Origin of the sequence: Halorubrum sp. Atlit-26R (genome assembly GCF_003666015.1) — an archaeon.
Taxonomy (GTDB): Archaea; Halobacteriota; Halobacteria; order Halobacteriales; family Haloferacaceae; genus Halorubrum.
In genome coordinates, this window is record NZ_QPLT01000006.1 from 161,377 (window position 1) to 175,083 (window position 13,707).

The following is a 13,707-nucleotide window of genomic DNA, read 5'->3' on the forward strand; positions in this document are numbered from 1 at the left end:
CGGCGTCGTCGCGGGCCGTCTCCGACCCGTTCGCGGTTCGAGTCCATACCCGTCGATGCGGCCGAGACGAGATACGGGCGTCGGTCTCGGGCCGCGTCGGTCGCGCCGAACCGAGGGAGCGGGGGCGGAATCGGTCGGGGACGCCCGGTCACCGGCGCACCCGAACCGGACGGTCCGCGGCGATGAACGGCTCGTCGCGGTCGGCCGCTGCGAACGCGATCTCGCCGGCCTCCCCGCGCTCGACGCGCCAGGTCGGCAGCGCCGGGACGTCGTAGTCCGTCGGGTCGCCATAGGTCGCCGCGACGGCCCACTCGCGGGCGCGCATTTACAGGTCCCCGTTGATGGCGTCCGCGACGCGCTGACGATCGAACAGCCGCTCCGCCGCCGGGATCTCCGGGTACGGGCCCTCCTCGTAGCGGGGCCACTCGCCGAACGCGTCGGGGTAGAGCTGCTTCGCGGTCATCTCCAGCTGGAAGAGGTTGAGGATCGGTCCCTGATACCGGGCGCCCTGCGGGTGGATCCGGTCGTTCTTCACCGCCGTGACCTCCGAACCGACGGGGTCCTCCTCGAAGGCGGCCCGCCGCCCAGCCATGTCGGTCTCCGGCTCGAAGCCGCCGAGATAGAGGATGACCTCGGGGTCCGCCTCTAAGATCGTCTCGAAGTCGACGACCGTACCGGACTCGACGCTCCCCTCGAAGGCGTCGCGCGGGCCGAGCGGACGCGTGTGGGCCGTGAGGAAGCCGGGGTTGCTCAGGGTGTACGCGTAGATCTCCTCGATGTCGGCGGCCGCGACCATGATCGCGGTCGGGCGCTCCGCCTCCCGCGGGAGCCCGTCCTCGATCGTCGCGAGGAGGTCCTCGCGGACCTCCGCGAGCGCCTCGTAGCGCTCGCGCTCTCGGAACGCGTCGGCGACGATCTCGAACTGCTCCCAGAGGCCGTAGTACTGGTAGCCGTCGGCCCACTGGCCTGTCGGCTCCTGATGGCGGTCGCTGAGCGAGTTGCCGAACCACGGCGAGACGCGCTCGGCGATCTCGTCGACGTCCTCGCGGCTCCACGCGTCCTGTCGGGTGATCCACGCCGGGTCCGCGAGGTGGACGTCGCTGTCGAGCTCGTACAGCTTCTCCTTGTCCGGCTGCCAGGAGGAGTAGAGCCCGGACCAGTCGAGCGAGACGCCGGGGAGGCGCGCGACGAACTGGTTCCAGAGACCGTCGTAGTAGTCCGGGGCGTGCATCGCGGTGAGCCCGTCGCTCCGCCCCAGCGCGAACGCCATGTCCGCGTGGTGGGTGAGCCGGGTGAACACCGTCTCCGGCGGCGACTCGAAGGTCACCTCGCCGGTCGGCGAGATGGACGCGGTGTAGCTCCCGTCGCCGTCGTCGGTCGAGGAGACGTCCGAATCGCCGGTCTCGCCGTCGGTCGAGTTCCCGCCGTCGCCGTCGGAACCGGATGGGCCGTCCCCGGCGTCGCCGCCGGTACACCCGGCGAGCAGGCCGCCGAGAGCGACCGTACCGCCGTACTTCGCGAACGCTCTGCGGGTCGATTCCTCGGGTACCGCGTCCTCGTTGGGCATACTTTTAGGCCACCCTAAACCAATTTAACCGTTCCGATTTTAGGCCGGCTTAAACTTAATTGACACGCCGGCGCCCGCGGGCCGGCTACTCCTCGTGGCGCGCGCGGATCGGCGCCACTCGCGGGCCGCGGTCGGTGGCCACGACCTCGGCGTCGACGCGGAACACCTCGGAGAGCAGCTCCTCGGTGACGACCTCCTCGGGCGGGCCGCTGGCCCGTATCTCGCCGTCCGTGAGCGCGACGACGCGGTCGGCGAGCCGCGCGGCCTGCTCGATGTCGTGGAGGACGACGACGACGGTGACGTCGCTCTCGTCGCGCAGCGTCTCGATGATCTCCATCACCTCCATCTGGTGGTGTAAATCGAGGAACGTCGTCGGCTCGTCGAGCAGGAGCACGTCGGTATCCTGCGCGAGGACCATCGCGATCCACGCCAGCTGTTTCTGCCCGCCGCTGAGGCTCCCGACTTCGCGGTCGCGCAGGTGGCCGCAGCCCGACAGCTCGATGGCGCGCTCGACCGCCCGGGCGTCCTCGGCGGTCGTCCGCTCGAAGAACCCTCGGTGCGGATAGCGACCGTGGTACACGAGGTCCTCGACGGTGATGCTGTCCGGCGAGGTGCTCTCCTGTGAGAGCAGGCCGAGCTGCTTCGCGAGCGCCTTCGTGTCCATCGAGTGGACGTCGCGGCCGTCGAGCAGCACCGAGCCGTCGTCGGGTTCGATCTGGTCCGCGAGCCCCTTCAGGAGGGTGCTCTTCCCGGACCCGTTCGGCCCGACGAGCGCGGTCACCGCGCCCGGCTCGGCCGCGATCGACTCGCCGTCGATCACCGGCTCGGGGGCCGTCGGGTAGCCCAACACGAGGTCCTCGGCGTCGAGGTCGCTCGCGTCGGCCGCCGCGTCCGACTCGGTCGGTTCCGCTGCGCCGCCCGGGCCGTCCGCCGCCGGATCGGTCGCGGCGCCCGGACCGTCCGCCGCCGAATCGGTCGCGCCGCTCTGTTCCTCCGACTCGGTCGCGTTCGCGCCGAAGATGGTCATTTAGAGGTCACCCACGTTCCGCCGTCGCCGCATCAGATACAGGAAGTACGGCCCGCCGACCAGCCCGGTGACGATCCCCACCGGGATCTGCGCGTCGGCGCCCGTGAGCACGCTCATCCCGAGGCGCGCGCCCACGTCGGCGCCGACCATCAGCGCCGGGCCGACGAACAGGCAGCCGACGATCACCCGCTTGTAGTCGCTGCCGACGAGGTTTCGGACCACGTGCGGGACGATGAGGCCGACGAAGCTCACGATCCCCGCCACCGCGATGCTGGCGGCCGCCGCCAGCACGGCGACGCCAGAGAGCGCGAACCGCACCTTCTCGATCGACATCCCCAGCGACTTCGCCGTCTGCTCGCCGAGCAGGAGGAGGTTCAGCTGCCGCGAGCCCGCGAGCGCCAGCCCCATCGCCGCGACCGTCCACGGGAGCGCCATCCGGACCTGCTCCCAGTCGGTCCCGGTCAGCGACCCGGTCGTCCACTGGATCGCCGACTGGACGACGCCGATGTCGTCGGCGAAGAAGAACAGCCCCGTCTGGAGGCTATTGAAGACGGTGCCGACGATGACGCCCGCCAGCACGAGCCGAACGGGGCTCGTCCCGTTCTTCCACGCGATGGCGTAGACGATCAGGAACGCGACCGACCCGCCCAGCGCCGCGATCAGCGGCAGGAACGCCGAGAGTCCGCCGAACACGACGAGCGTGAGCAGGATGGTCAGCCCGGCCCCAGAGGAGACCCCGAGGATGAACGGGCTCGCGAGCTCGTTCCGCGTCACCGCCTGAAAGATGGCGCCGGAGACGGCGAGGTTGGCCCCGACGACGACCGCGACGAGCACCCGCGGCAGGCGGATGTTCCAGACGATAAGCGTCTCGTGTGCGAGCTCGGGGAGCTCTCCCTGAAAACCCGTGACCGTCCGCATCAGCTCCTCGCCGAGGAGGAAGTTGAGGAACCACCGCGGGTCGAGGAGGACGGCGGGGTCGAGGACGGCCCGCCACGCCTGCCCGGCCGTCATCGAGTACGCCCCGAAGCTCACCTGAACGAGCCCCGCGGCGACGACCAGCAGGAGGCTCGCGGCGGCGACGGTCAACAGCCGCGGCTCGAACAGCCACCCGAGCCGGTTCCCCTCGACCGGTTGCCGGCGGGAGCCGCCGCCGATCCGCCGGCCCTCGTCGCCGGTCACCGATCCTCCGTCGGTCGCCGGTCGCTCGCCGCTCATCGGGATCCCTCGTCGGCTTGTGGTGCGTCCAGCCCTTCGTCGCCCGCGTACGCCGCGATCGCCTCGTCGTCGATCGCGTCGAGCAGCGCGTCAGCCCCGTACGCGTCGACGACCGCCTCGGGATCAAGGCGTTCGGCGAGCGCCCGGTGGCCGGCGGCGGCGCGGGCCCGCTCCTCGTCGGCGTCGACGTACGCCGCCAGCAGGTCGTCGACCGCAGCCTCGCGGACGCGCGCGAACCGCTCCGAGTTGGGGTCGACCGGCCCGTCGGCGTGCTCCGCGTCGAACCACTCGACCCACCGCTCGCGGTCGGCCCACTCGCCGTCGAGTTCGGCCTCGCGGCGGAGCCAGTCGACCCCCTCGGCCGCCTCGCGCCACCAGCCGTCGTCGATACGGGCGTCGGCGACGACCCGCTTGCCGACCCGCGCACCACGGCCCGCGGCCGTGATCGCCTGGCGGTCGGCGTCCGACGGGGACGCGACGTACAGCCCATCGACCGGGGTCGTCCCGTCGCGGTCGGCGTACTCCCGGTCGAAGTGCTCGTGCGTCTCGCCGCCGTGATCGTGGACCTCGAACATCGGGTGGTCGTCGTCGAGCCCGCGGAGGTACTCGCCGTCGTAGCGCGTCGCCGCGACCACGCGGCGGGTGGTTACCGGCTCGCCCGTCTGCGGCGTGACGACGAAGCACGGCTCGTCGGGGGCGTCGCCGAAGTCGTCGCCGGAATCGTCGGCGTCGCCGCACTCGTCCTCCGCGCGCTCGACGGACTTGACGAGGTCCCCGACGACCGAACAGCCCGCCCGCTCGGCCTGCTCGCGCATGAGTTCGGAGAGCGTCCCGGCGTCGATACCGGCCGGGAACCCGGGGTAGTTCTCCAGGTGCGCGCACTGCGCAAGCGACGACCGACCGCGGTCGAAGACGGCGACGTCGAGCCCGTCGCGCGCGGCGAACACCGCGGCGGCGCAGCCGGCCGGGCCGCCGCCGACAACGACCACGTCGCGGTCGAGCGCGGCGCTCATTCCGCCCCTCCGGCGACGATCGAGGTGACCTCGTCGCGGTCGAACAGCCGCTCGTCGGCGGGGATCTCGGGATAGTCGTCGCCGTACTCGTAGCCCGGCCACTCGCCGAACCGGTCGGGGAACAGCTGTTTCGCGGTCATCTCCAGCTGGAACAGGTTCATGATCGGCCCCTGGACCGGGTCACCAGAGGGGTAGAAGCGGTCGTTCGCTATCGCGGCGAGCTTGCCGGCGACCGGGTGGTTGGACAGCTCTTCGCGGATCGCCCCCACGTCGTAGTAGGAGGCGATCCCGTACTGGTGGAAGATTACGTCGGGGTCGACCTCCAGCAGCTGCTCGTGGTCGTAGGCGGTCTCGTAGGTGACCTCCTCGGCGGCGAACGCGTCCGGAACCTCGAACGGGCGCACGTGCGCGTTCGCGAACCCCGGCTCGTCGGTCCGAGAGGGGTAGTAGGTCCCGTCCATGTAGATGAGCGCGGCGACCGTCGGGCGCTCCGACTCCGGCGGGAGGTCGCTCCGGATCGTCTCGACCAGGTCCTCGCGGACCGCGTCGAGCGCGGCGAACCGCTCCTCCTCGCGGAACGCGGCGGCGACTCGCTCGCCGATCTCGGGGAGGGCGTAGTACTCGTACCGGTCGCGGTACGGCTCGGGCGGCTCGGCGTGTCGGCGGCTGTAGACGTTCCCGAACCACGGCCCGACCCTGTCCCGGATCTCGGCCACGTCGTCCTCGTCCCAGCCGTCGAAGGAGGCGAACAGGGCCGGGTCCGCGAGGTGGAGGTCCGAGTCGAGCTCGTAGAGCAGTTCGCGGTCGACGGAGATGCCGCCGCCCGAGCCGGCGTTGAGCTGCGTGAGTCCCTCGCGGTCGAAGGAGACGCCGTCGAGGGCCGCGTAGTAGGCGTCGAGCGTGTTCCCGCCTGCGTCGGCATCGAAGCCGAGCGAGTTGACCGCGTCGCCGTGGCCGAGCGCCACCGCCAAGTCGGCGTACAGCAGGCTGTACACCATGACGTCTTCCGGGACCGCGTCGAAGGAGACCTCGCCGACCGGCGCCATCGCGGCGGTGTACGAGTCCGAATCGGCGTCCCCGTTCGTCGAATCGCCCTCGCCGGCACCGGCGTCCGCCGAACCGTTCCCGCCGTCAGATCCGTCCCCGCTCGACGCCGCCTCCCTCCCGCTACACCCTGCGAGCAGTCCCGCGCCGGCGACGGCGCCGGCGTACCTGATCGCGTCGCGTCGCGTGCCGACGGGTCGGTCCGCGTCTGGGCCCATACTTTTTAGGCCACCCTAAAGATTTAAAGCGGTTTCGAATCTTAGGTGACCCTAAATCCTCGACGCACGCTGGCGGTGACCGAGCGCGCGGCCCGCGATGGAGACCTGTCGGAACGTCAGACGAGGCAATAAGTGCCGCGCGGGAGCGAGACGCGCTCGGAGGGCGACAGAAGCCGAACGCGCAACACCTCCGACCGCCCCCGATCTCGGAGGACGGTATCGATGTGTGCCTTCTATTTTTTTACTTAAAAATGTGAAATAATATACATACGCCGGCTTCGCTAACTGTTGTGATTATTCTATTCCGTAGAAACAGGGTCACCCTCACTCGTCGGCGAGAACGACTCGACAGCACTCGATCGCTGCTTCGATGTGGCGGTCGGCGACGGCGTCGCCCGTTTCGTCGGCCGACTCAAGCAGTGTGGCGACTTGGCGGACCCGTTTCCGTCTGGTTTGCGTGTCAAGATCGTCACTGGTAGCGTCGCGGGCGACGGCTTCAGCCTCTCCGAGCCATCGGTTCGTCGCTGGCGGGACTGGGCGGTCTGCGGTCGCAGTCAGGTGGGTCGCCAGTGCGTCGACCGCAGCCCGCGGCTCAGTCGGGATGTCGATTTCGTCCGTCATTGTGGGTGTGTTGGCGCCCACCCTGAAGAATCGTTGCGCCAAGCCACACTCCAGATCCTTTCGAACGTCTCCAGCCGAGTGCGACCCCTTGTTCGCCTCCCGTGACACGTCCTCGGTATCTGTCCGGGCTCGTTCGAGAGACACACCAGACGACACAAATCCGTACGCAACCGAGAACGACTATGATCGAGTCGCTCCTCCGGATTGACGTCGTCCTCTTCGTTCTCATCGGCGTGCTGGGCGGCGCACACTGCATCGGGATGTGCGGTCCGCTTGTGACGATGTACTCGAAGCAGATGACGCCGCAGCCAGACGGCGGGACGGTGACAGCCAACGACGGGCGTGCCGGTCATCTCACGACCTACGAGGTTCGCCAGCACTTCCTGTTCAACGTCGGCCGGGCGACGACGTACGCGATTCTCGGGGCCGTCTTCGGCGCGCTCGGAAGCGTCGTGTTCGTCACCGCTGACCAGTTGACACCGATCGCCGACCTCCTGCGAGGTGTTGTCGGTCTCGCGGTCGGAGGGTTCATCGTGGCGACCGGCGTTCGATATGTCATCGGCGGAAGCGGAGGCGACATTCGAATACCCGGCGTCCAGCGCGTTACGTCGTGGCTCGCAACGAGAGTCCATCGGCACGTCAACAGCCCGAGTATTGTCGGGCTCGGCGCCGTCCACGCGTTCCTTCCCTGCCCGATGCTGTATCCCGCGTATCTGTTCGCCTTCGCGAGCGGCTCCCCGACCACCGGGGGAATCGCTCTCGGTGCCCTCGGCATTGGGACGATCCCGGCTGTCTTCCTCTATGGAACGATTATCCAGTCGATCGACGTTGCCCACCGGCGTCGCGTTCATCGGCTGCTCGGCGTGGTGTTCGTCGTACTGGGGTACGTGCTGTTCGCGCACGGATTGATGGCGCTCGGTGTTCACCTTCCACACCCGATGTTCCCGCATTACCAGCCCCTCGGGGGCGCGATGGGGCACTGAACTCCGCCTCCGGCGCTACCCGTGACCGTCTCGTATTGACTACAGAAACTACGGCTCTGCGGATATAAGCTACCGTAGTACAGTCCTCGAACGGGGGAATTACACAACTTCTCTTTTACTTCCGTGAGAAAATATATCTATGTTCTCGACGGCGCTTCCCGACGTCTTGATTCAGGGATGGGCGCTGCAGCTCTCGCCGGAGCTTGCGAGCCGTGCGCAGTTCGGCTGGACGATCAGCGTTCACATCATTTTCGCCTCGCTCTCGGTCGGGTTAGCGCCGTTCATCGTCTACTTCACTTGGAAGGACGTTCGGACCGACGACGAACGGTTCACGCGGCTGCGATCATTCTGGGTCAAGGTGTTCGCCGCCGGATTCGTCATGGGAACGGTCACCGGCATCCCGATGAGCTTCCAGTTCGGAACGAACTTCCCACAGTTCGCCGAGGTGGCTGGCGAGCTGATCGGTGGGCCGCTCGCGTTCGAAGCGAAAATGGCGTTCTTCCTTGAGGCTGTTTTCCTCGGGGTACTGCTGTTCGGTCAGGAACGCGTCAGCGATCGGACCTACGTCCTCTCGTCGGTACTGGTGGGAGTCGGGGCGTGGCTGTCGGCCTTCTGGATCCTGATCGTCAACGCTTGGATGCAGACTCCACGGGGCTTCGAGATGATCACGCGTAACGGTATGGAGGTCGCGAAGCTAACCGACCCGCTGGCTGCGTTCTTCACGCCCCGGATGCCGTGGATGTATGTACACATGGTCAACGCGTCGGTCATTTCCGTCGCGCTGCTGGTCGCCGGGGTCTCGGCGTACATCGTCTGGAAGAAGCGAGACGCCGCTGCGTGGAACACTGCGTTGAAACTCGCGGTTATCATCCTGCTCGTCACCGCTCCTCTACAGGCAGTCCACGGTGACGCGTATGGGCGTCACGTCGCAGATACACAGCCACAGAAGTTCGCAGCCATGGAAGCTCACTACGAGACCGGCACGGCGGACTTACACCTGCTCGCGTTCCCGAAGAGCATTGACGCGATCACCGACCCGAAAGCCGAGAACCTCTTTACTGTGAGTCTCCCGGGCGTCGGGTCGTTCCTCGCTAGCGGTGGCGACTTCGACGCCGAAGTGCTCGGATTAAACGAGTACGAGGAGAACCCGCCCGTAGCGATGGTGTTCTGGTCGTTCCGGTTCATGGTCGGACTCGGATTCCTGTTCATCGGGTTGGCGCTGTGGGGCGGGTATCTCATCTACAACGGACGCCTCTCGGAGAGCAATCGATTCCTGAAGACGATGATCGCTGCGTCGCCGCTCGGCTACGCGGCGCTTCTCACGGGGTGGTACGTCACAGAGATCGGTCGACAACCGTGGGTCATCCAGGGCGAACTCAGAACTAGTGAGGCCGTTTCCTCGACATTGAGCGGAACCGAAGCGACTCTGACGCTCGTTGGCTTCGTCGTTATCTATATCGGACTGATCTTGGTAGCCCTTCATGTGCTGCGGTGGCTGGTCGAAGACGAGCTCCGGGAACTCGGAGCGAAGGTATCGGACGACGACCGCTGGTACGGTCCGGTCCCGAAGGTGAGCGACGATGACTGAGCTCGTGTTGCTCGTCGACGCGTATCTTGTCGACGCGCTCCCCGAGATCTGGTTCGGTGCCGTCATGTTTGCGCTGGCGATGTACGTAGTCCTCGACGGGTTCGACTTCGGAATCGGAATGCTGTACGCGACTCGCGACGACGAACGCGAGAAGGAGACACTCTTGACGGCGTTCGGTCCGGTTTGGGACGCAAACGAGGTGTGGGTCGTCGCCTTCGGAACGATGCTGCTAGCGGCGTTCCCGCGAGTGTACTCGCGGGTCCTGGCCGATCACTACCTGCTCGCGCTCGGGTTCGTGCTCGCGCTGCTGTTCCGCGGGCTCGGCCCGGAAATGCGCGAACAGCGCGACGACGAGCGCTGGAAGCGGTACTGGGATTACTCCTTTATCGGAGGGAGCTTTCTCGCGCCGCTGCTGTTCGGGACTCTCGCCGGTCGGTGGATCTTCGACGCGCCGACACTGTCGCTGCCGGCGCTGCTGACTGGTGTCGGCCTCGTAACTGTCTCGGTCGCCACCGGCGCGGCCTTTCTGACAGCTAAGACCAGGCCACGGTTAGCGTCAGACCTGCGCACGTACGGAATCGTCGCGACGCTGGTGTACTTGATCGGAGTTGTCGCTCTGCTGACGACGGTTGTCGTAACTGATGCCGGAGGTGCCGCCGAAACCGTTCTTTCGCTTCCCGTAGGTGCGATTGTCGTCTTGTCGGTCGTTGCGGGAGGAGGGGGAAGTGTTCTCGCTCTGCGCGGCAAGTACCGTGCTTGGCTGGTGAGCGCACTCGGGCTTCCTGCGCTACTGAGTCTGCTGGTCGCGCTCCTGCTGTATCCGACGATCTATCCGCCGACCGGCTTGACGGTTCGAGAAGCGATCGTCTCACCGTTAGCGCTGAATCTCGTGACGATTCTCGGATTTCCGGCGCTTCTCCTCGTACTGTGGTACTTCAAATTCCTCTATGGCGTGTTTAGCGGTCCGATCGAGGGAGAGGGATACGAAAGTTGACCACCGGCGAAGTCAGATTTCGTATCGCGCTATGAGATTTATTCGGCGCCGAACCCCCGAACGCTCTCGAACGAGCCGTCGGCGATAGCGGCGGCGACTCCGTCGGTATCGGCGTCTCGGGGCACCTCGTGGGGGTATTTCCGAGCGAAGTACCGCAAGAGGTTCTCGACGTCGCGTTCGAGGAACTCCCGGGCGTTCTCGTGGTCGACGGACACCGCCTGCGGCCAGTCGAAGATCGTGATCCCGCTCTCGGCGACCGCGACGTTATGCTCGGAGGCGTCGGCGTGGATCCAGCCGAGGTCGTGGGCGGTCGCCAGCTCGCGGAGAATCAGATCGAGGACGCCGACCGCCTGCTCGGGGTCGAGTTTCGCGCGCGAGAGCTCGACGCCCGCGAACTTCTCCATCACGATGGCGTGCCGGTTGTGATCGACCGGTCGCGGGACGCTCACGTCGGGGTACAGCTCCTCCATCGCCTCGTACTCGCGTTCGGCCGCCTTGCGCGCGGTGTAGAGCCACGAGACGTGGTCCCGGTCGGCGGTGTACTCGCGCTCGCGGTTCACCTCGCGGAAGTTGGTGTACCCCTCGCGGTGGTACTTTAAGGCGAGCGGCCGGAACGACTGCGCCTCGTACACGTCGCCCTCCTTGCCGAGCCCCAGGGGGGACCCCACGCCGTCGATGGTCTCGCGCTCGGCGAACGTCCGGAGCGCCAAGGCGTCGTACCCCTCGAAGGTGAGCTGATACCCCTCGTACTGGATCGTCTTCCGCTCGATCAGCTCGCGGTCGAGACACCGGTCGATCCGGTAGTCGACCTCCTCGCGCGTGAGGTCGGCGTACTCCGGGAGCTTGTCGCGGCGGACCCACTCCGAGAAGCGCATCCCCTGCTCGACGCCCGAGAGGAGGTAGAAGTCCTCGGGGTCGAGCTCCGCCATGTCGCCGGCGACGTTTCGCACCATACGCGCCCCTACTCCGGCGATTCCTAAAAGGGACGCGCGTTCGGCGGGAGCGGGCGATATAGCGTATAGCGCGATAGCAAATCTGTTTCGTGCCGGTCGGACACCGAGCGCAACCGCTTTCGGCCCGCCGCTCCGAGACGGGGGCATGACCGCGCCCGCCGTCGACTGGCGGCTGATCCGGGAAGAGGAGCGACCGGGACCGATACAGATGGCGCTCGACGAGGTCGCGGCCGAGACCGCCGCGGCCGGGGGGCCGGCGACCGTCCGGACCTACCGCTGGGAGCCGAGCTGCCTCACCCTCGGCCGCCACCAGGATCCGGAGACGGTCGACTGGGAGTTCTGCGAGCGCGAGGGGATCGACGTCACGCGGCGGCAGACGGGCGGCGGCGGGATCTACCACGACGGGCGCGGGGACGTCGCGTACTCGATCGCGGTGCCCGCGGAGACGGTGCCGGGCGAACTCCTCGACTGCTACCACCTGCTCTGCGAGCCCGTCCTCGACGCGTTCGACCGACTCGGGGTCGACGCCGACTACGTCGACGAGCCGATGTCGGAGCTGTACCGCCCGGCCTGCTACCTCCGCGAGCTTCACCCGGCGCACGACGTGGTGGCCCGGGGTCCCGAGAGCGATCGACACCGCAAGATCGCCGGCAACGCGCAGTACCGCAAGCGGGAGGCGGTGATCCAACACGGGTCGCTGACGTTCGCGGTCGACGCGGCGCGCCACCTCGGTGTCTTCGCCGACCCGCCGGTGACGCCCGAGGGGTTCCGCGACCGCGTCGTCGGGATGGACGAGCTGGTCGACGTCGACCGCGCGGACGCGGTGGCCGCCGTCGAGGCTGCGCTCTCCGACTGGGCGGGAGCGGCGCCCGAGGCGACCGTGGACCTCGACGGGTCGTGGACGGACGCGGAGTTGGAGCGGGCCGAGGAGCTCGTCGCGGAGAAGTATCGGGACGAGGAGTGGATCCGGACGCGACCCGGGAGCGGCGGGAAGTAGCGGCTTCGAGGGTCGAAGCCGGGGTCCGCCCGGTTCCGAAGGGGCTTTTTCGACCGCCCCCCAGTGTTCGGTATGAGTCTCAAGGTCGGCGCGCACGTCTCCATCGCCGGCGGCGTGGACAACGCCGTGGGAAATCAGGTCGAGGTCGGCGGCAACTGCGGACAGATATTCACCCACTCGCCGCAGGTGTGGCAGGACCCGGACATCGGCGACGAGGAGGCCGAACGCTTCCGCGAGGGCACCGAACGCGACATGGAGGGGCCGTGGGTGATCCACACCTCTTACCTCGTGAACCTCTGTACGCCGAAGGAGGGGCTCCGCGAGAAGTCGCTCGACTCGATGCAAAAGGAGGTCGACGCGGCCGACAAGCTGGGAATCCCGTACGTCAACGTCCACCTCGGCGCGCACACGGGCGCCGGCGTCGAGGGCGGCCTCGACAACGCCGCGTCGGTGATCGACGACCTCGACGTGCCCGACGGCGTGACGATCCTGATCGAGAGCGACGCGGGCGCGGGGACGAAGCTCGGCGGCGAGTTCGAGCACCTCGCGGGGATCATCGACCGGACGGAGACGGACATCGACGTCTGCGTCGACACCGCGCACGCGTTCGCCGCGGGCTACGATCTCTCGACGCCCGCGGCGGTCGACCAGACGATCGGGGAGTTCGACGACGTGGTCGGGTTGGAGCACTTGGAGTACGTCCACCTCAACGACTCGAAACACGAGTGCGGCACCAACAAGGACGAGCACGCCCACATCGGCGAGGGACACATCGGCGAGGCGGGGATGGAGCGGTTCCTCAACCACCCCGACCTCGTCGACGTGCCGCTCGCCCTAGAGACGCCGACCGAGGACGGGAAGAGCTTCGCGTGGAACATCGAGCGCGTGCGCGAGCTCCGTCGCGACTGAGAGACCGACGCCCTGAGGGCGCCGCGGTCCGGATCCGACGGCAGTCGTCCGTCCGACGCGGATTTAAGTAACCTCGCGATCGATCCACGGACATGCCCACCACGAAGGCGTTGCTGTTCGGACGCCGCCGCGATCGGGCGGTCGGGCTGGTGGTCGGGTTCGCCGGCGTCGTGACGCTCGCGCTCGTCGCCGCGTTCCTCGGCGAGTCCGCGGACGTCGCGACGGCGACGGCGCTGACCGACCGGCTCCTGCCGCTCTTAGTGTTCTACGCGCCCGGGCCCCTCGCGGCCGCCGGCGCGTACGCGCGCTGCGGCGGGCCGGCGTGTATAGCCGTCGGCGTCGTTCCGGCGCTCGTCCTCGGCGGGTTCGTCCTCCTCGGGACGCTCGTCGGCGTCCCCGGCGTCAACGGCGGGAACCCGGCGATCGGCGACGTGACGGTGAGCTTCGCCGCGATCGGGGTGACCAGCGCGTTCGTCGGCTACTGCGCCGGCGTGACCGCCGTCCTCGCCGCCGACGTGCTGGGATTCGAGGGCAGCGACGGCGACGAGGAGTGAGAGGCCCGACACGGAATCGAGCCG

At 67.8% G+C, this 13,707-nt stretch carries 14 protein-coding genes; 6 read left to right on the top strand and 8 right to left on the bottom strand.

What is annotated here, in order from left to right; genetic code table 11:
* Positions 1-148: 148 nt before the first annotated feature.
* From DVK07_RS23270 to DVK07_RS08840, 7 genes are all read right to left on the bottom strand, one after another.
* Positions 149-325, bottom strand: coding sequence for a hypothetical protein (locus tag DVK07_RS23270; RefSeq protein ID WP_199719446.1), 177 nt, complete (start codon positions 323-325; stop codon positions 149-151).
* Positions 326-1,567, bottom strand: a complete 1,242-nt coding sequence (locus DVK07_RS08815; RefSeq protein WP_121596699.1) for an ABC transporter substrate-binding protein — start codon at positions 1,565-1,567, stop codon at positions 326-328. It abuts the gene before it with no gap.
* Between the two features lie 85 nt (positions 1,568-1,652).
* On the bottom strand, positions 1,653-2,594 hold the full coding sequence (locus DVK07_RS08820) for an ABC transporter ATP-binding protein (RefSeq protein ID WP_121596700.1): 942 nt from the start codon (positions 2,592-2,594) through the stop codon (positions 1,653-1,655).
* Entirely contained in the window at positions 2,595-3,809 is a 1,215-nt protein-coding gene (locus tag DVK07_RS08825; RefSeq protein ID WP_121596701.1) for an iron ABC transporter permease, read from the bottom strand.
* Positions 3,806-4,822, bottom strand: coding sequence for an FAD-dependent oxidoreductase (locus DVK07_RS08830; protein WP_121596702.1), 1,017 nt, complete (start codon positions 4,820-4,822; stop codon positions 3,806-3,808). The genes DVK07_RS08825 and DVK07_RS08830 overlap by 4 nt, the downstream gene beginning before the upstream one ends.
* Positions 4,819-6,084: an ABC transporter substrate-binding protein gene (locus DVK07_RS08835; protein WP_121596703.1), complete on the bottom strand. Its 1,266-nt coding sequence runs from the start codon at positions 6,082-6,084 to the stop codon at positions 4,819-4,821. Before DVK07_RS08835 ends, DVK07_RS08830 begins: the two co-directional genes overlap by 4 nt.
* Before the next feature lie 324 nt (positions 6,085-6,408).
* Positions 6,409-6,705: a hypothetical protein gene (locus DVK07_RS08840; protein WP_121596704.1), complete on the bottom strand. Its 297-nt coding sequence runs from the start codon at positions 6,703-6,705 to the stop codon at positions 6,409-6,411.
* A gap of 182 nt (positions 6,706-6,887) precedes the next feature.
* Here DVK07_RS08840 and DVK07_RS08845 point away from each other — a divergent pair, with 182 nt between their 5' ends.
* From DVK07_RS08845 to DVK07_RS08855, 3 genes are all read left to right on the top strand, one after another.
* Positions 6,888-7,688: a sulfite exporter TauE/SafE family protein gene (locus DVK07_RS08845; protein ID WP_094553316.1), complete on the top strand. Its 801-nt coding sequence runs from the start codon at positions 6,888-6,890 to the stop codon at positions 7,686-7,688.
* A gap of 139 nt (positions 7,689-7,827) precedes the next feature.
* Positions 7,828-9,276 carry a cytochrome ubiquinol oxidase subunit I gene (locus DVK07_RS08850; protein WP_121596705.1) on the top strand — a complete coding sequence of 483 codons (1,449 nt, stop codon included), beginning with the start codon at positions 7,828-7,830 and terminating at the stop codon, positions 9,274-9,276.
* A complete protein-coding gene (locus DVK07_RS08855) occupies positions 9,269-10,270 on the top strand; it encodes a cytochrome d ubiquinol oxidase subunit II (RefSeq protein ID WP_121596706.1) in 1,002 nt (333 codons plus the stop codon). The genes DVK07_RS08850 and DVK07_RS08855 overlap by 8 nt, the downstream gene beginning before the upstream one ends.
* 38 nt (positions 10,271-10,308) lie before the next feature.
* Here the strand turns inward: DVK07_RS08855 and DVK07_RS08860 are convergent, their stop codons facing one another.
* Positions 10,309-11,223, bottom strand: coding sequence for a serine/threonine-protein kinase RIO2 (locus tag DVK07_RS08860; RefSeq protein ID WP_121596707.1), 915 nt, complete (start codon positions 11,221-11,223; stop codon positions 10,309-10,311).
* 145 nt (positions 11,224-11,368) lie between these two features.
* On the opposite strand from DVK07_RS08860, the gene DVK07_RS08865 reads away from it, so the two are divergent.
* The 3 genes from DVK07_RS08865 to DVK07_RS08875 all read left to right on the top strand — a co-directional run bounded on the left by DVK07_RS08865 (position 11,369) and on the right by DVK07_RS08875 (position 13,683).
* Positions 11,369-12,220 carry a biotin/lipoate A/B protein ligase family protein gene (locus DVK07_RS08865; protein WP_121596708.1) on the top strand — a complete coding sequence of 284 codons (852 nt, stop codon included), beginning with the start codon at positions 11,369-11,371 and terminating at the stop codon, positions 12,218-12,220.
* A gap of 72 nt (positions 12,221-12,292) precedes the next feature.
* On the top strand, positions 12,293-13,129 hold the full coding sequence (locus DVK07_RS08870) for a deoxyribonuclease IV (RefSeq protein WP_121596709.1): 837 nt from the start codon (positions 12,293-12,295) through the stop codon (positions 13,127-13,129).
* A gap of 92 nt (positions 13,130-13,221) precedes the next feature.
* Positions 13,222-13,683 carry a hypothetical protein gene (locus DVK07_RS08875; protein ID WP_121596710.1) on the top strand — a complete coding sequence of 154 codons (462 nt, stop codon included), beginning with the start codon at positions 13,222-13,224 and terminating at the stop codon, positions 13,681-13,683.
* Positions 13,684-13,707 lie beyond the last annotated feature (24 nt).